Below are 16,414 nucleotides of genomic sequence, written 5' to 3' on the forward strand. Positions count from 1 at the left end.
CCATACTGCAGGCTTTTATCGCAAAATGCCGCCGCAGGCTTGCCCGCCATCACCACAAGCTGTATAAATTATTCATAGCCTATGTTAACTAGAATAATAATCAACTTAAAAGAGACAGGAGGCCATTTTGGCTGATTGGTTAACCCTGCTGCCAGCGCTGGTGGCCATTGTGGTGGTGCTGTGGCGCAAAGAAGTGATCCTGGCACTGCTGCTGTCGCTATGCACTGCCGAGCTACTTATTTACATTAAGGCTCAGGGCGCAGGGCCAGCCCTGCTACTCGATGGCAGTATCGCCACACTCGAGCGGATAGTGGCGGTAACCGCTGATGCCGACAACGCCCGCATTTTGATGTTTTCTTTGCTGGTGGGCGGTTTGCTGGCCTATATGCGCGACTCTGGCGGCGTGGCTGCAACGGTAAAAATGCTGGTAGACAAAGGCATTGCCAAAACTGCGCGCCAGGCCGGCTTAATGACGTTTTTTATCAGCTCGGCAACCTTTATCGAGTCTAATCTCAGCTCGCTTACTGCCGGTATCAGCTCGCGCGGTTTATTCGATAAGTTTAAAATGAGCCGCGCCCGGCTGGCGTATATTATCGACAGCACCAGCGCACCCATTTGTATTATTATTTTGCTAAACGGCTGGGGCGCCTATGTACTTGGCCTGCTAAGCACTTATTCATTGGGCGACAGTGCTGTATCAGTATTAATTGGCACTATACCGCTAAACTTCTATGCGCTGTTTACCCTGGCTGTAGTGCTGTACACCATTATAACCGGCAAAGTATATGGCCCGATGCGCAAATCCGAACAGCAGTTAAATACGCTGGCGGCGCATAGCGAAATTGATGTTACACCCAGCCATCCGTCGTTTATGTTGCTTCCCCTGATAACGCTGGTGACATCGATGCTGGGCTTTATGCTACTAACCGGTAACGGCCGGCTGGTAGAGGGCTCGGGTTCGCAATCAGTGTTATATGCCACCACGCTGGCCTGTCTGGTGGCCTACTGCATGATGCTGCTAAGCAAACGCTTTAAACATCAGCAATTAGTCGATATCGGCTTTAAAGGCATGAGTGAATTACTGCCGCTGGTAACGATAGTGCTGTTATCGCTGGCGGTCGGCAGCAGTTTAAAATTGCTTGGTACCGGTACTTTTATTGCCTCTATCGTCAATGACAGCTTGCCGCTGGTGCTGATCCCGGCGCTATTATTTTTAGCCGGCGCACTTATCTCGGTTACCACCGGTACCAGCTGGGGCACCTTTGCTATTTTAATTCCGATAGGCATGCCAATGGTTGAACTGCTTGGCCTGCCGCCATCTTTAGTACTGGCCGCCATTTTAAGCGGAGGTGTGTTTGGCGATCACTGCTCGCCCATCTCTGATAGCACGGCGGTAAGCTCGGTTGCCTCCGGCTGCGACTTGCTCGAACACGTGAAAACCCAGCTACCCTATGCGCTGTTTTGTGGTGCGCTGGCGCTGCTGGCGTTTTTTATCGCCGGCATGCTGATGATTTAAGGAGCCGCACATGAAAACTGCCGTCTTAGGCCTAACATTGCTACTGAACGCGAACTTAGCAGCCAGCGACATCCCGGCTGATTTTACCGACGTGGGCCAGCTTATTCCGCAGGCGCAAATAAACATGGCGTATATTGGCAGTAATAACTTTGTCGGCAGCAAAGTTGACGGCTACGAAGCCAACAAGTGCTATTTGCAGCAAAATGCGGCGCAGGCGCTGGTAAAAGTGCAGCATGCGGCGAACGCCAAAGGCTACACACTGTGGATATTTGACTGCTACCGGCCGCAGCGCGCGGTAAACCATTTTATGCGCTGGGCAGCCAATTTAGCCGATACCCGCACCAAGGCACAGTACTACCCTAATCTGGGCAAAGATAAACTGGTGGGTGAATATATTGCCGAAAAGTCCGGCCACAGCCGTGGCAGTACCATAGATTTAACGCTTGCAGCCAAAGACGATAACGGCAACTGGCGGCCAATTGATATGGGTTCACCCTTTGATATGTTTGATGCTATATCCAATGTTGGTGCAACCGGCATCAGTGCAGCGCAGACCGCCAACCGGCAATTGCTGGAAAGCCTGATGCTGCAAGGCGGCTTTAAGGTGTACAGCATGGAATGGTGGCACTTTACCCATCAGCCACCGGTTTATACCGAGCAGTATTTTGACTTTGTTGTGCGTTAAGAGAGGCCTCTGAGATTGGCTGTCTGACAACAGCGGTTTTGTTAACGACTGGCTGCATTAGTTATGCTAAAATTGCCGCCGGATTAACCAGATACAGATGTTGAGACCCTGCATGGCCAGACGTACCAAAGCCGAAGCCGAAACCACCCGCGCTGCCATTTTAGATGCGGCAGAAGTGTTGTTTTATCAGCACGGCGTATCACGCACCACACTGGAGAAAATCGCCATCGCCGCCAACGTTACCCGTGGCGCCATTTACTGGCATTTTCAGAACAAGGCCGATTTGTTTACCGCCATGCTGGAGCGGGTGCGGTTACCATTTCAAACCATGCTGTCCGAGTTAGATAACGACACCAACGCCGAACCTTTTGCGCAGTTACAGCAATTATTTACCAATGGCCTGCAGCTCATTCCCGCCAGCGAGCAAAGACAACGCGTACTCACTATCATATTTCACCGCTGTGAATACATCGACGAGCTTAACCCCGCCGTAACCAAGCAAGATGAATTAGACGAGCAAACCGTGGCCGTTTTGCAACGCGCTTTTGAACGCGCCGCAGCCGCCGGCACCTTGCGCGAAGGTGTATCACCGGCTTTGGCGGCAAATGCAATGCATATGTATGTTGGCGGTATTATCAGCCACTTTTTACTTAAGCCACAGCAGTGCGATTTGCGCCAGCATGCACCGGCGCTTATTGATACCATGCTGCAGGGCTTAAAAAAGCCATAAAAAAACCGGCAAGTCAGCGTGGGACCGAAATGCCGGTAAAGGTACAAACTGTTTGGCAGCTTAGCTGCCATGACTATTTAAGTCGTGCGTTACTACTCAACCGTTGCTGCTTTTACACCATCGTTTTTAGCAAAAAAGCGCATAATCACCAGATAAAACACCGGCACTAAAAACACCGCCAACACCGTGGCGGATATCATGCCGCCCAGCACCCCGGTACCTATCGCATTGCGGCTGGCCGAGCCGGCACCGGTACTGATTACCAGCGGCAGTACACCCAGCGAAAACGCCATTGAGGTCATAATAATTGGCCGCAGGCGCAGGCGTACCGCCTCCAGTATGGCGGCGGTAAGCGCTTTACCCTGCTGCTGTAATTCGCGGGCAAATTCGACAATCAGGATGGCGTTTTTCGATGCCAGCCCCATAGTGGTTAATAAGCCCACCTGAAAGTACACGTCGTTACCCAAACCGCGCATATAGGCGGCAATTAAGGCGCCGATAATACCCAGCGGCACCACTAAAATCACCGCAAACGGCACGCTCCAGCTTTCATACAGCGCCGCCAGACATAAAAACACCACTAAAATGGACAACGCATACAGCGCCGGTGCCTGCGAGCCGGATAACTTTTCCTGATACGAGGTGGCTGTCCACTCAAAGCCTATACCCGCTGGCAACTGGCTGATCAGCTGCTCCATCGTCGCCATAGCATCGCCCGAGCTGGTGCCCGGTGCCGGCTCACCCTGAATTTCCATCGCAGACACACCGTTATAGCGCTCCAGCCGCTGCGGGCCATAAACCCAGTCACTGCTGGCGAACGAGGCAAAGCTGACCATCTCGCCGCTGTTGTTACGCACATACCAGCGGTTAATGTCTTCCGGTGTCATACGAAACTGTGGCTCGGCCTGCACATACACCTTTTTCACCCGGCCACGGTCAACAAAATCATTAACGTAGGTAGAGCCCCAACCAATAGACAGGGTTTGGTTAATGTTGCCAAGCGACACGCCCAGCGCCTGCGCTTTTAGCTGGTCTACGGAGATTTTCAGTTGCGGCGCATCTTCCATACCATTGGGCCGCACACCCACCAGGTTAGGTTGCTGTGCCGCCATGCCCAATAACTGGTTGCGGGCGTTGAGCAGCGCTTCGTGGCCCACACCGCCGCGGTCTTGCAAGAACAACGAGAAGCCGGTAGCGCGGCCAAGCTCAGCAATCGGCGGCAGGTTAAAGGCAAAAATTTGCGCTTCTTTTACCGTGGCAAAAAAGCCCCAGGCACGGCCGATAACCGCTTGTACGCTATCGGCAGGGCCGCGCTCGCTCCAATCTTTTAACCGCACAAAAGCCAGGCCCATATTCTGGCCCCGGCCGGCAAAGCTAAAGCCCGATACGGTAAATACCGACTGCACGGCATCTTCAGTGGCATAATGCGCCGCCACTTTATCCATTACCGCTTCAGTACGCTCCTGGCTGGCGCCGGTTGGCAGCTGCACCATGGATAAAAATACGCCCTGATCTTCTTCCGGTAAAAACGAGGTAGGCAAGCGCATAAACATCACTGCCATTACCAGCACTATGGCACCATACACCAGCATCGAACGCTTTGGCCTGGCCAGCATACCGGCCACACCGCGCTGATAATTGCGGTTGGTGCGGTCAAAGCCGCGGTTAAACCAGCCAAAAAAGCCGCTTTTGGCATGGTGGTCGCCTTTAATGGGTTTGAGCATAGTGGCGCACAGCGCCGGAGTAAAAATTAACGCTACCAGCACCGACAATGCCATGGCGGTAACAATAGTAATAGAGAACTGCTGGTAAATGGCACCCGTGGCGCCACCAAAGAACGCCATCGGCACAAATACCGCCGATAGCACCAAACCTATACCCACCAAAGCGCCGGTAATTTGCCCCATTGATTTCCGCGTGGCGTCTACCGGGCTCAGGCCCTCTTCGCTCATCACACGCTCAACGTTTTCCACTACCACTATGGCGTCATCTACCAGCAAGCCTATCGCCAGCACCATGCCAAACATGGTCAGGGTATTAATGGTAAAGCCAAACAGCGACATAATGCCAAAGGTGCCCAGCAGTACTACCGGCACCGCCAGCGTAGGAATAAGCGTGGCGCGAAAGTTCTGTAAAAACAGATACATCACCAGAAACACCAAAATAATGGCTTCAATCAGGGTTTGTACTACTGAACTTATCGACACCTCAACGAAGGGTGTAGTGTCATACGGAATAACCGTGGTTAAACCTTCGGGGAAATACGGCTTAAGCTCTTCCAGCTTGGCTTTTACCGCTGCGGCGGTATCCAGTGCATTGGCTCCGGTGGCCAGTTCTATTGCCAAACCGGTGGCCATTTTGCCGTTGTAACGGGCAATAACCGAGTAGTCTTCACCGCCCAGCTCAATCCGTGCCACATCAGACAGCGTTACCATAGCGCCGCCGGCATTCACTTTTAATAAAATCTGGCCAAATTCTTCCGCTGATGTCAGCCGGGTTTGCGCCAAAATAGCGGCATTAAACTGCTGACCGGGCAGCGCCGGGGCGCCACCAAGTTGGCCTGCGGTGACCTGATTGTTTTGCACCTGAATAGCCGAGGTTACATCGGCGGGTGTTAATTGATATTGGTTCAGCTTGTCGGCATCTAACCATACCCGCATGGCGTACTGGCTGCCAAACACCTGCACATTACCTACGCCGGTGGTGCGGCTGAGCGGGTCTTTAACATTGGCCACGACAAAGTCGGCAATGTCATCGCGCGCCAGGCTGCCATCTTCGGAGATAAAACCCACCACCATCAAAAAGCCGCCGCTGCTTTTGGCCACCCGCACGCCGTTTTGCTGCACTTCTTGCGGCAATAACGGTAAGGCTTGCTGCAGTTTGTTTTGCACCTGCACCTGGGCAATATCGGCATCGGTACCGGTTTCAAAGGTCAGGGTCAGGCTAACGTTACCGGACGAGTCCGAGTTAGCCGACATATACATCAGGTTATCCAGGCCGTTCATCGCCTGCTCTATTACCTGAGTTACCGCATCCTCCGCCGTTTGCGCCGACGCACCACGGTAAGAGGCACTTATGCTGATCGCCGGTGGCGCAATACGCGGGTATTGCTCTATCGGTAATTGTTTAATCGATAAAAGACCTGCCAACATAATCACTATGGCGATTACCCAGGCAAAAATAGGTCGGTTAATAAAAAAGTTAGCCATCTGCTACTCCTGTTATTCTGTCGCAGTCTGGCTGGCGGCTACCGGTGCCTTTGCTACCCGCACCACGGCACCTGGCCGTATTTTTTGTAAGCCCGCTACTATTACTTTGTCACCGGCGTTAAGGCCCGACAGCACCTGCCAGCTTTGGTCCACCGTACGGCCCAGTTCAATCAGCCGTGCTTCTGCCTTATTGTCGCTGTTTACCAGCATGACCGACGCCTGGCCTTTTGGCGTGCGGCTTACCGCAACCTGCGGCACTAGCAGGGCATTGTCATCGCTGCCATGGTGCAAACGTGCCCGCACAAACATGCCGGGCAGTAAATCACCGGTTTTATTCGGAAACACCGCCCTTAGCGTAACCATGCCGGTGCCCGGGTCTACGTTAACTTCAGAAAACTGCAGGCTGCCCTGGTGGGCATACTCGCTGCCGTCATCCAACAGCAAATCTACCGTTACCGGGCCGCTGCTATCGCCACGCAGTTGTTTTTTCAGCTTTAGCAGCTCAGAGCTGGACTGGGTTAAATCGACATATATCGGGTCTAACTGGCGAATCGTCGCCATAACCTGGCTTTGGTTAGCCGTTAACAGCGCCCCTTCTGTTACCAGGGAGCGGCCAATCTGGCCACTGATCGGCGCACTAATGTCGGTGTAATCCAAATTTATTTGCGCGCTTTGTAAGGCGGCGGCACTGCTGGCAACAGCCGCATCAGCCTGCATTAACATAGCTACGGCATCGTCATAATCCTGCTGGCTTACCGCCTTGCTGATTAACAGGCCTTTATAGCGGTCTGCTTTTAGCTTAGCGTTATGCTGCACCGCTTTGCTGCTGGCCAGGTTGGCTTTGGCATTGGCCAGCGCGGCCTGATAAGGCGCCGCATCAATTTTGTATAACACCTGGCCGGCTTCTACCAACTGGCCTTCGGTGAATAAGCGTTGCTGTAAAATACCGTTTACCTGCGGCCGGATCTCAGCCTGGCGGTAATCGGTAGTGCGACCTGGCAACTCTGTGGTTAGTGCCAGCGCTGTAGTAGCCAGCGTTACCACCTCGACTTCGGCTGCCTGCACGCCTGGCGCGGCGCCTTGCTGCGGCTCGCTGCAACCCAGCAATATTAATGCTGCCAGCGTAACCGTTAACAGCTTTACATTTAAACGCATACAAACTCCTGTGAGACACTGCCTTAACACGCTGTGCCCAGCTTAGGCAGAATAAGAATGGCAATATACATACAAGACTGTATGTAATCAAGCGTAGTGGTCAGCCGGCGCGACCAATCACCAAAAAGTTCTGTTAAACAACTGCAGTATAGGTAAGGCCGGTAATGTCTGCTTAGCCTCTTAAACACCATACCAAATGTGTTCCATCACTTTTCATCAATAAAAACGATTAGGCCGAGTTGAAAAACTCACTGTCGTTACCCCAGCATCGCGTCTATAGTTCTTAGCAAGATAAAGCAGGTACATGTTAATGCCTGCACTACTGCAACGACTAAGGAGCAAGTAATGACGAACAACACAGCCGGTAAATGCCCGGTAATGCACGGTGGCAACACCTCTGCTGCCTTAAACGAAAAAAACTGGTGGCCCAAGTCACTCAATCTCGACATCCTGCACCAGCACGACAGTAAAACCAACCCGCTGGGCACCGGCTTTAACTATGCTGAAGCCTTTAAACAGCTGGACTTAGCAGCCGTTAAAAACGACTTAAAAACACTGATGACCGACAGCCAGGACTGGTGGCCCGCCGACTGGGGCCACTATGGCGGTTTGTTTATTCGTATGGCCTGGCACAGCGCCGGCACCTACCGCATTGCCGATGGCCGTGGCGGTGCGGGCACCGGCAACCAGCGCTTTGCACCGATTAACAGTTGGCCGGATAACGCTAACCTGGACAAAGCCCGTCGCCTGCTGTGGCCAATTAAGCAAAAGTACGGCAATAAACTTTCATGGGCCGATTTAATGATTTTGGCCGGCAATATGGCTTATGAATCTATGGGTTTAAAAACCTTTGGTTTTGCCGGTGGCCGTGCTGACATCTGGCACCCGGAAAAAGACACGTACTGGGGTGCCGAAAAAGAGTGGCTGGCGCCCAGTGGCAGCGAAGGCAGCCGTTACAGTGGTGAACGCGATCTGGAAAACCCGCTGGCAGCGGTAATGATGGGCTTAATTTATGTTAACCCCGAAGGCGTAGATGGCAAACCCGACCCGCTAAAAACCGCGCACGACGTTCGCATTACCTTTGAACGCATGGCAATGAACGACGAAGAAACCGTCGCCTTAACCGCCGGAGGCCACACCGTAGGCAAAGCCCATGGCAATGGTAAGGCCGAAAACCTGGGGCCGGAGCCAGAAGCAGCCAATATTGACGAACAGGGCCTGGGCTGGAATAACCACAAAAGCCGCGGTATTGGCCGCAATACCATGACCAGCGGCATTGAAGGCGCCTGGACCACTCACCCTACTAAATGGGACAACGGCTACTTCTATTTATTGTTTACCTACGATTGGGAGCTGAAAAAAAGCCCGGCCGGCGCCTGGCAATGGGAGCCAATTAACATTAAAGAAGAAGACAAGCCGGTAGATGTAGAAGACCCGTCAATCCGCTATAACCCGATAATGACCGACGCCGATATGGCAATGAAAATGGACCCGGCATACCGCAAAATCTCCGAGCGGTTTTATAAAGACCCGGCCTATTTTTCTGAGGTGTTCGCCCGAGCCTGGTTTAAGCTAACCCACCGCGACCTTGGGCCGAAAAGCCGCTATTTAGGGCCGGACGTACCAGCAGAAGATTTGATCTGGCAAGACCCGGTACCGCAGGGTAATGCCGACCTGACAACAGCGGATATCAGTGCGTTAAAAGCGCAGTTGCTGGGCAGTGGTTTAACGGCAGCCGAGCTTATCAGCACCGCCTGGGACAGCGCCCGCACATTCCGGGGGTCTGACTATCGCGGCGGCGCCAACGGTGCCCGCATTCGCTTAGCACCACAAAACCAGTGGCAGGGCAATGAGCCTGAGCGTCTGGCCAAAGTGCTAAAAGTGTTAGAAGGCATTAAAGCCGGTTTTGCCAAGCCGGTAAGCCTGGCCGATTTAATCGTACTGGGCGGTAGCGCGGCAATAGAGCAAGCTGCCAAAGCCGGCGGTGTTGATATCAGCGTACCCTTTGCACCGGGCCGAGGTGATGCAACCCCCGAGCAAACCGATGTTGAGTCATTTGATGTGCTGGAGCCACTGCATGACGCCTATCGCAATTTTGTGAAACAGGATTATGCAGTACAACCAGAAGAGCTAATGCTGGATAAAACCCAGCTGCTGGGCCTAACCGCAGCGGAAATGACCGTGCTGTTAGGTGGCATGCGGGTGCTAAACACCAACTATGGCGGCACTAAGCATGGTGTATTCACCGATAAGCCGGGCACGCTAAGTAACGATTTCTTCGTTAACTTAACCGATATGGCTTACAGCTGGCAGCCAGCCGGGCGTAACCTGTATAACATTGTTGAGCGTAAAACCGGCGCCACTAAATGGACAGCAACAAGGGTTGATTTAGTGTTTGGCTCTAACTCGATCCTGCGCTCGTACGCCGAGGTGTATGCCCAGCACGACAACAAACATAAGTTTGTGCAGGACTTTGTGAAGGTTTGGGTAAAAGTAATGAACGCCGACCGCTTTGAGCTAAACTAAAGCACAGCGCCAAACCCCATAAAGCCCCGCACTGCGGGGCTTTATATTTGGTGTAGCACTAGCCTGAACAGGCTTCAAAATCAGCAAAGTTTTTTGCCCGCTGAATACAAACCGCTTCGGCTCTGCCAGCCTCAGTATTGGCGTTTTGCCGGCAAGCCTGCACAAAGCTGGTTTTAAAATTAGCGTCGGCAGCTAACTGACGAAACTCTGGCTTACTGTTTTGGCTAAGTAAAATGCGCCGGGCATTTTCTGCCGCTGCACTGCAGTTTGCCAACGGTGCCGGCGGGGTAAAAGAGACTACCGGCGGCTCAGGCTCTACTACATTGGCATCAACCGCATCAGCATTCGCAGGGTCTGCAGGGCGCACATTGTCGTCAACGCTTTGCACTGAACTGGCGCTGCCATCTTCAGCCACATCAGCCGGTGGCGCCGCCAAAAAATCTACCCGCTCAGAATCCAGGGTTTGTGGCCGGTCGGAATAATGCACATTGCCTTTTTCATCTACCCATTTATACACCTGCGCCGCGGCAGGCTGGTGCAGCAAGGCGGTAAATACCATGCTGGCTAACACAATCATTTTCATTGGTTTCTTCTCTGGCTAACGGTACTTAACCTGCATTGCAGTATAGTCGGATGCTCAGTTTTATCCGCAAACGCGGCTTTAGTAAAGGGCCACTTAACGCTTTGCGACCAATGGTTTATTTGTCAGCTGTGCCATACCAGCCGTTAGGCTAAATAGCACTGCAGCAGGTTGCGCACATTAACCCTGGCTTTTAACCGCGCAGCCAGTAAATACATACCTGCTATTTTACGATGCAAAAACAAGGCGTCGGCTGGTGGGGCATGCCAGTAGTTTTGCTGCAGACTAAGGGCGGTGCCTGCCTCTCGCAGGCGTAAGGCTAAATCTGTGCTGCCAAAATCAAACGCCTGATCCTGCATCAATGGCTCACAGGCCAACCCAACCAATTGCAGTACAGCCTGCTTTTGCGCTGGCACTATGTGCTGGCTAAAAAAACCAATATCCGTTAACGCTTGCTCCATAGCTGCACTGTCGCTTGCCAGCGCGGCACTAAACAATGCACGGTAAGCCTGGCTAAAACGCTCGCTGTACTGGCGGCAGGCACCAAAATCCAACAACACCAGCTGCTGCGTATCACTGTTATATAAATAATTGGCAAAGTTGGGGTCGGTTTGCACCAGTTTAAATTCGAATAATTCACGAAATAACAGCGAAAACAATAATGCCATTACCCGGTCTCGCTCAACCTGGCTGTGCTGCGTCAACGATTCTACCGGCACCCCCGCTACAAAGGTCATTGCCAAAATATTGGCCGTATTTAAGCCGGGTACAGTTTCGGGCAATAAAAAGTCCTGGTCTTCACAGAGCAACTGGCGGTACTGCTGCAGATAGTCAGCTTCCAGCAAATAGTCAGCTTCAGCCTTAAGCTGCTTTTTGGCTTCTGCCAACAGGCTCTGATAGTCGATGCCAGCCGGAATAAGGCCGCTAACCCGCAGCAAGGTAGCCACATTATCTACATCACTATCAATACTCAGTTTAATGCCTGGGTACTGCACCTTTATCGCCAGACGCCGGCCATCATCATGATACGCTTGATGCACCTGCCCAATAGATGCCGCCGCCAGCGGGGTAAAAGTAAAATCAGCAAAATGCTGCTGCCAGTCATCGCCCCATTCATTTTGTAATACTTTGGCCAGTTGCTTTACCGGCATAGGATTTGCGCTGGCCCGCAACCGCGCCAGAATATCGGTTAGCGCTGGCGGCAGCATATCACCGGCATCCATAGACAACAGCTGCCCAAGCTTCATTGCCGCCCCGCGTAAATGCGCCAGCTGATCGGCAACCCGTTTTATATTGGCGGGCGTTAACAGCATATCTGTTTTACCCGCCAGCTTGCCCTGTACTAACTGTCGCGCGCCCTCAGCCAGCATACCGCCAGCGACCCGGCCGGCCAGTGATGCCAGGCCGCCCAATCGGGATAAGCGGTGTGCCGGTACCTTAGACGAGGATGTTTTAACATTTTGTGCTGCCATGCTAACCCGCATAATTTTGTTGCAATGCACAGCTATACGGCGTTAAGCCCCTGGCAGTTTTACGGCAAGCGAAATGCAGTTACCGCTAAAACGCAAAAACCGCCGTAACAGGCGGTTTTGTTAAGATAAAAACTATACGCAGCGCTTTTATTTAGGCTTACGCAACCGGCGCCCGGCCATTAACCCCAATAAACCCAAGCCAAACGCAGCCAGCGTAGCAGGCTCTGGCACCTGGCTGGTAACCGGCAACGCAGTTACCTGCACCGCATCAATAAAGTTGCCGTAGGTGCCCTGGTTTAACGACGTAAACCGTAACGTGGTGCTGTTGGCGGTAGCCGTAAAGTGGTTGCTGAATATAGTCCAGCCTGAGGTAGTATGGTCGTTTAGCCGCCAGTCTATATCGGCTACCGACACCTGAAACTGTTCGTTATTATTAGCGCGTGCACGGTAGTAAAAACTCAGCTGATATTGCTGGCCAATGTCAGTAGCAAAGCGCTGAAAAATAGACCAGTTACCGCTGTTACCACCGTCGGCGTTTAATTCAATAAAATGGTTGCCGCTTACTGCTGCAACACCTTGCAGAGCATTCCAGATTTCAATGTTGCTGCCGTCCCAGCCGTCAAACAAGCTGCTGCTCATCCAGGTCCAGCTGTTTTTATTCAGCGTATGCGATTCAAAATCACCGTTAACAATAAGCCCGGCGTGGCTACTAAAACTAGCAAGTAAAATGGTGCAAACGCAAATGGCATTGCGTAGAGACGTTACCGACATCTTGATCCCTCAAACAGTAAGTTATAAAAACCCGTACATCCTACCAGTATCCGCACATTAACGGAACAAAAATTAGGCAACAAAAATAACATTAACCACCGCCAGCCGCGATACACCCTCATGGCAGGCGTTACTGGACCAAGCTGTTCAGGCACTGTACCAAGCCAAGCAGGACGCTAGAAACAAAGTGGTGCACTTTATACCAAAGCTGGTGCCGGCATAACGTCTTCCCAACTGCGCGGGCCGGTAATTAAACCGCTGCCAACATCGGCCAGCTCTTTTTTAACAACGAAACTTTTGCAGTAGCGTTACTCTGCATGTGTGAACTCCGGGCTCTCAAAACTTAACAGCGCAAACCGACCGCACACTATTTAACCACTTTAAGGTGCATACGCTTGTGCGCCTTATCAATGGCAATATCTTCGGCAATGGTTTTTTCCGGCATCACGTCTTCCCAACTGCGCGGGCCAGCCATTATGCCACTATCAACATGAGCCAGCTCTTCGGGGATTTCAGTATTAAACAGTTTCTCTGCTCGTTCTTTTGCCCGCTCCAACAACCACTGTTCGAATTCCGGTGAATCCGGTGAAGGTCTTTTGCTCTTAGTCATATCCAATAGCTCCTATAGGTTTCGCCATAGATGAGACGGTACATTGCTATTTTACCTTGGAAGTACGTAAAACCTTGCTTTTCATAATACCTAATAACGTCAGCATTCACTGAGCGCATAATGCGAACCTGTTTTGCATCAATTGCGCCCCGAGTAAAAAAAGTTTTAAATAACAAAGCTATTGAAATAACGGAATTTAACTGCATAAAGGCCAAAAATGAGCAGCATGCAACCGGCTGACGAGCAAAAAACAACAATATATCGACTAAAACCTATCGAAAATGCCTATGAAGTGCCAGCGCTGGATGTATTCCAGTTTGCTGACATCCTGGGCGATGAAGGTTTATTGTTAGTGCGGCGCCAACACAGAACAAACGAGAGCTTGCTGCAAAAATGGACACCCTCAAGCTGCAAACTGGCTGCGGCATACCAGCAAGGTTTGCCGGTGCCAGATATCTCCTTCTGGGGTTCATACTTATTATTCTCAGCACAGGCGTATACCGCTTTTAAAACCCTACTGGCAAATGTTGGCGAATTTTTAGCCCTGCAGGTTGGCGATATGCAGATGCACATTTTTGTGCCGCAGCAATTTGCAACAGAAGACACGTCCAGAACCCTTCGCCACTATGAAGACGGCTTTGAGTGTGGCGTTAAAACCCTGGTATTTGAACCATCATCGCTAGCAAACAAAGCCATATTTAAATCGGCAATGTATGGCACTCATGGCCTGTTCGTCACGCACAGTTTCAAAGTCATCTATAACAAGCACAATTTTACTGGTATAGCCTTTGATGAGGATTTAGCAGGAATTTTTTAGGGAAACGTCAACCAATTGGCAAAGGCACTACAAGGCTATTTGTCCGTACAAAAACCATAATTAAGCGCTTAGATAAAATAATCAAACAATTGCACCGCCTCATACCGTGACACTATCTTTGAAACAGCTAACAATGCGTGTAGTATCAAAGCGCTTATCGAGAAATTACGGCCAGATAAATGTCATCTGAAACAATAGATTATTACAACCAGCATGCAGCGGAATATGTACAGGCAACGGTTAATGTAGATATGTCTGCTCTGTATGCTGAGTTTTTACCTATGGTTCCACCAGGCGGCCACATTCTGGATGCCGGTTGCGGCAGTGGCCGGGATGCCAGGCACTTTAAACAGCAGGGGTTTAGCGTCAGTGCTTTTGACGCCAGCGCTGAAATGGCCAGAATCGCCAGCCAACGTTTGGGACAACATGTTGCAACCAGCAGCTTTGAAGCACTGCGCGCCCAGTCTGAATATGATGCTATCTGGTGCTGCGCCAGCCTGCTGCATGTTGCTACACAGCAGTTGCCAGCAGTATTAAGTCGCTTGCAACAGGCAATGAAACCTGGCGCTGTGCTGTATACATCGTTTAAATACGGCACCACAGACAGATTTAGCAATGGCCGGCACTTTACCGATTTAGATGAAGCCAGCCTTCGCAGTTTACTGTCTCAACTGCCAGAACTGCGGTTAGTTAAAAGCTGGCAAAGCCGCGATCAGCGCCCGGACCGCGCTGAAGATATCTGGCTAAATGCCTTAATTACCAGAAAGTTGCACTAAGTATGGCGGCCATGCAACAGCAACTGGACTTTATTGCCTATATTCAGCGCATGCTGAATGAAGGTGACTTCAGTGCAACTTACAAGTTTGCTCTGCTGCACGCTATTGCCGATGTCTGCGTCGAACGGCCACTGCAGCAACCGGATAGCGAACTGGTGATCATGTTAGATGATTTGGTGGATAAATTTATCCTGCTGTACTGGCACCATGCCATGCCTTTTGCCGCAGGCTCCAACGGCGATGCAGCGCTGCTCAAGCAAAATTCAGGCAAGCAGTCCAAAGTTATCAGTGTGTTGTATGAGTGTCAGCAAAACAACATTCGTAATATTCGCCAGTTAAAACTCAGCCAGTACTGGCCTGCTATTTATCGCGCAACACTGGCAACACTGAAAGACGGCCCGTTATGGCGGCTGCAAATTTTATCCAAGCAGGCGGAATGTTTTTTATACCCGCATAGCAACAGCAGTAAGTTTATCAAGCTGAACCCCGGCATTGCCTATTCGTTCCGCCGCTTTTACGATCTGGTGGTGTATCTGGCAAAAAATGCCTGGCTGCAAAAAATTCAGAGCATTAAAGACAACCAACAACTGATAGGCCCACAAAGCCAGTTACAGCAGTTTTTATTTGGTGTGGATCGTAATGCATTGAATAAAGCGCGGCCGGTACTGATTGAAATTCAGCGTGGTCAGTGCTTTTACTGTAATAAACCGCTGAACGACCAACGTAATGCCGATGTTGATCACTTTATTCCGTTTGCCCGCTACTCCACCGACCTTGGCCACAACTTTGTCGCTGCACACAGCGCCTGCAACAACAGCAAGCGAGACTATCTGGCAGCACAGCGACATCGTGACAACTGGCAACAGCAAAATCTGGTAGTGCACGCTGCGGTACTAAGTTCTGAGCTGGCAACGTACTTTTACTGTGATGCCGAAAAATCACGCGCAGTAAGTGACTGGGCATACGGCGTTGCGCAGGCCAATGGTGCCAAACTGTGGCTAAGCAAAGATGAATTTGTCGTTGCCGGTGCGGCTCAGCTTGTGCAGGCTAACCCAGTGACAATGAGCATTGCGCCAGTGGCGGCTAATGATGCGCCAGCAATAACCGCAGCCGATGATAGTGTGCGGTTGTGCTACTTTCCCAATCTTAAAATTGCCTGCGGCCATTTTAAAACCGGCAATAGCAGCGGGGCCGAACAATGGTCCGCCCCGGCTGGTTTTGGCAGCCTGAACCCGGCTAAACATTTTTTAGCCCGCGCCAGCGGCAACTCTATGAATGGCGGTAAAAACCCGATTTTAGATGGCCAACTACTGTTGCTGGAGCTTATCAGCCCAACCAGCGCCGGTTCATTACAAAATTGCACCGTTGCCATAGAACGCCAGGATCAAACTGGTGATAACCAATACCTGCTGCGTGATGTGAAAAAAATCGCTGACGGGCAGTATCTGCTAATGGCTAAAAACCCCGATTATCCGCCTCTGGCAGCCGATGAGACCATGCGAACTTTTGCCAGGCTCAAAGGAATAGTTGAATAAGCCCAACACCCAATCCCAATTTAGTTATAATC

At 51.3% G+C, this 16,414-nt stretch carries 13 protein-coding genes; 7 read left to right on the forward strand and 6 right to left on the reverse strand.

All coding sequences use genetic code 11. The features are described 5' to 3' along the window. The first annotated feature begins 127 nt into the window (after nucleotides 1-127). The 3 genes from ACYVIC_RS02885 (at nucleotide 128) to ACYVIC_RS02895 (ending at nucleotide 2,931) form a co-directional block, all read left to right on the forward strand. Nucleotides 128-1,516 carry a Na+/H+ antiporter NhaC family protein gene (locus ACYVIC_RS02885; RefSeq protein ID WP_460857098.1) on the forward strand — a complete coding sequence of 463 codons (1,389 nt, stop codon included), beginning with the start codon at nucleotides 128-130 and terminating at the stop codon, nucleotides 1,514-1,516. A gap of 10 nt (nucleotides 1,517-1,526) precedes the next feature. Beyond that, nucleotides 1,527-2,201, forward strand: coding sequence for a M15 family metallopeptidase (locus ACYVIC_RS02890; protein ID WP_460857100.1), 675 nt, complete (start codon nucleotides 1,527-1,529; stop codon nucleotides 2,199-2,201). A 112-nt stretch (nucleotides 2,202-2,313) separates the two neighbouring features. Beyond that, complete coding sequence (locus tag ACYVIC_RS02895) at nucleotides 2,314-2,931, forward strand: TetR family transcriptional regulator (RefSeq protein ID WP_460857102.1); 618 nt, start codon at nucleotides 2,314-2,316, stop codon at nucleotides 2,929-2,931. A 92-nt stretch (nucleotides 2,932-3,023) separates the two neighbouring features. Here the strand turns inward: ACYVIC_RS02895 and ACYVIC_RS02900 are convergent, their stop codons facing one another. Together ACYVIC_RS02900 and ACYVIC_RS02905 are read right to left on the reverse strand one after the other, a co-directional pair. Further along, the gene (locus ACYVIC_RS02900; protein WP_460857104.1) at nucleotides 3,024-6,140 is read right to left on the reverse strand and encodes an efflux RND transporter permease subunit; all 3,117 of its coding nucleotides are present in this window, start codon (nucleotides 6,138-6,140) and stop codon (nucleotides 3,024-3,026) included. 12 nt (nucleotides 6,141-6,152) lie between these two features. After that, on the reverse strand, nucleotides 6,153-7,295 hold the full coding sequence (locus tag ACYVIC_RS02905; RefSeq protein ID WP_460857107.1) for an efflux RND transporter periplasmic adaptor subunit: 1,143 nt from the start codon (nucleotides 7,293-7,295) through the stop codon (nucleotides 6,153-6,155). A 345-nt stretch (nucleotides 7,296-7,640) separates the two neighbouring features. Between ACYVIC_RS02905 and katG the strand changes: the two genes are divergently transcribed. Next, the gene (gene katG / locus ACYVIC_RS02910; RefSeq protein ID WP_460857108.1) at nucleotides 7,641-9,821 is read left to right on the forward strand and encodes a catalase/peroxidase HPI; all 2,181 of its coding nucleotides are present in this window, start codon (nucleotides 7,641-7,643) and stop codon (nucleotides 9,819-9,821) included. A 58-nt stretch (nucleotides 9,822-9,879) separates the two neighbouring features. Here katG and ACYVIC_RS02915 read toward each other — a convergent pair whose 3' ends face one another. The 4 genes from ACYVIC_RS02915 to ACYVIC_RS02930 all read right to left on the reverse strand — a co-directional run bounded on the left by ACYVIC_RS02915 (nucleotide 9,880) and on the right by ACYVIC_RS02930 (nucleotide 13,254). After that, entirely contained in the window at nucleotides 9,880-10,404 is a 525-nt protein-coding gene (locus tag ACYVIC_RS02915) for a DUF4124 domain-containing protein (RefSeq protein ID WP_460857110.1), read from the reverse strand. 143 nt (nucleotides 10,405-10,547) lie between these two features. Continuing rightward, nucleotides 10,548-11,873, reverse strand: coding sequence for an ABC1 kinase family protein (locus ACYVIC_RS02920; protein WP_460857112.1), 1,326 nt, complete (start codon nucleotides 11,871-11,873; stop codon nucleotides 10,548-10,550). 147 nt (nucleotides 11,874-12,020) lie between these two features. Next, on the reverse strand, nucleotides 12,021-12,644 hold the full coding sequence (locus tag ACYVIC_RS02925) for a DUF642 domain-containing protein (RefSeq protein WP_460857114.1): 624 nt from the start codon (nucleotides 12,642-12,644) through the stop codon (nucleotides 12,021-12,023). 367 nt (nucleotides 12,645-13,011) lie between these two features. Further along, a complete protein-coding gene (locus ACYVIC_RS02930; RefSeq protein ID WP_460857116.1) occupies nucleotides 13,012-13,254 on the reverse strand; it encodes a hypothetical protein in 243 nt (80 codons plus the stop codon). 217 nt (nucleotides 13,255-13,471) lie between these two features. Between ACYVIC_RS02930 and ACYVIC_RS02935 the strand changes: the two genes are divergently transcribed. The 3 genes from ACYVIC_RS02935 (at nucleotide 13,472) to ACYVIC_RS02945 (ending at nucleotide 16,382) form a co-directional block, all read left to right on the forward strand. Then, on the forward strand, nucleotides 13,472-14,071 hold the full coding sequence (locus tag ACYVIC_RS02935) for a hypothetical protein (protein WP_460857118.1): 600 nt from the start codon (nucleotides 13,472-13,474) through the stop codon (nucleotides 14,069-14,071). Between the two features lie 179 nt (nucleotides 14,072-14,250). After that, on the forward strand, nucleotides 14,251-14,847 hold the full coding sequence (locus ACYVIC_RS02940; RefSeq protein WP_460857119.1) for a class I SAM-dependent methyltransferase: 597 nt from the start codon (nucleotides 14,251-14,253) through the stop codon (nucleotides 14,845-14,847). An 11-nt stretch (nucleotides 14,848-14,858) separates the two neighbouring features. Next, entirely contained in the window at nucleotides 14,859-16,382 is a 1,524-nt protein-coding gene (locus ACYVIC_RS02945) for a S24 family peptidase (protein WP_460857121.1), read from the forward strand. The last annotated feature ends 32 nt before the right edge of the window (nucleotides 16,383-16,414 follow it).

The sequence above is a fragment of the Rheinheimera gaetbuli genome (genome assembly GCF_054781935.1).

What these genes read in the sequence shown, in the direction of transcription:
- ACYVIC_RS02940 (WP_460857119.1), top strand. Translation starts at nt 14,251, where the DNA reads ATGTCATCTGAAACAATAGATTATTACAACCAGCATGCAGCGGAATAT.
- ACYVIC_RS02905 (WP_460857107.1), bottom strand. Translation starts at nt 7,295, where the DNA reads ATGCGTTTAAATGTAAAGCTGTTAACGGTTACGCTGGCAGCATTAATA.
- ACYVIC_RS02890 (WP_460857100.1), top strand. Translation starts at nt 1,527, where the DNA reads ATGAAAACTGCCGTCTTAGGCCTAACATTGCTACTGAACGCGAACTTA.
- ACYVIC_RS02915 (WP_460857110.1), bottom strand. Translation starts at nt 10,404, where the DNA reads ATGAAAATGATTGTGTTAGCCAGCATGGTATTTACCGCCTTGCTGCAC.
- ACYVIC_RS02945 (WP_460857121.1), top strand. Translation starts at nt 14,859, where the DNA reads ATGCAACAGCAACTGGACTTTATTGCCTATATTCAGCGCATGCTGAAT.
- ACYVIC_RS02920 (WP_460857112.1), bottom strand. Translation starts at nt 11,873, where the DNA reads ATGGCAGCACAAAATGTTAAAACATCCTCGTCTAAGGTACCGGCACAC.
- ACYVIC_RS02930 (WP_460857116.1), bottom strand. Translation starts at nt 13,254, where the DNA reads ATGACTAAGAGCAAAAGACCTTCACCGGATTCACCGGAATTCGAACAG.
- ACYVIC_RS02895 (WP_460857102.1), top strand. Translation starts at nt 2,314, where the DNA reads ATGGCCAGACGTACCAAAGCCGAAGCCGAAACCACCCGCGCTGCCATT.
- katG (WP_460857108.1), top strand. Translation starts at nt 7,641, where the DNA reads ATGACGAACAACACAGCCGGTAAATGCCCGGTAATGCACGGTGGCAAC.
- ACYVIC_RS02935 (WP_460857118.1), top strand. Translation starts at nt 13,472, where the DNA reads ATGAGCAGCATGCAACCGGCTGACGAGCAAAAAACAACAATATATCGA.
- ACYVIC_RS02900 (WP_460857104.1), bottom strand. Translation starts at nt 6,140, where the DNA reads ATGGCTAACTTTTTTATTAACCGACCTATTTTTGCCTGGGTAATCGCC.
- ACYVIC_RS02925 (WP_460857114.1), bottom strand. Translation starts at nt 12,644, where the DNA reads ATGTCGGTAACGTCTCTACGCAATGCCATTTGCGTTTGCACCATTTTA.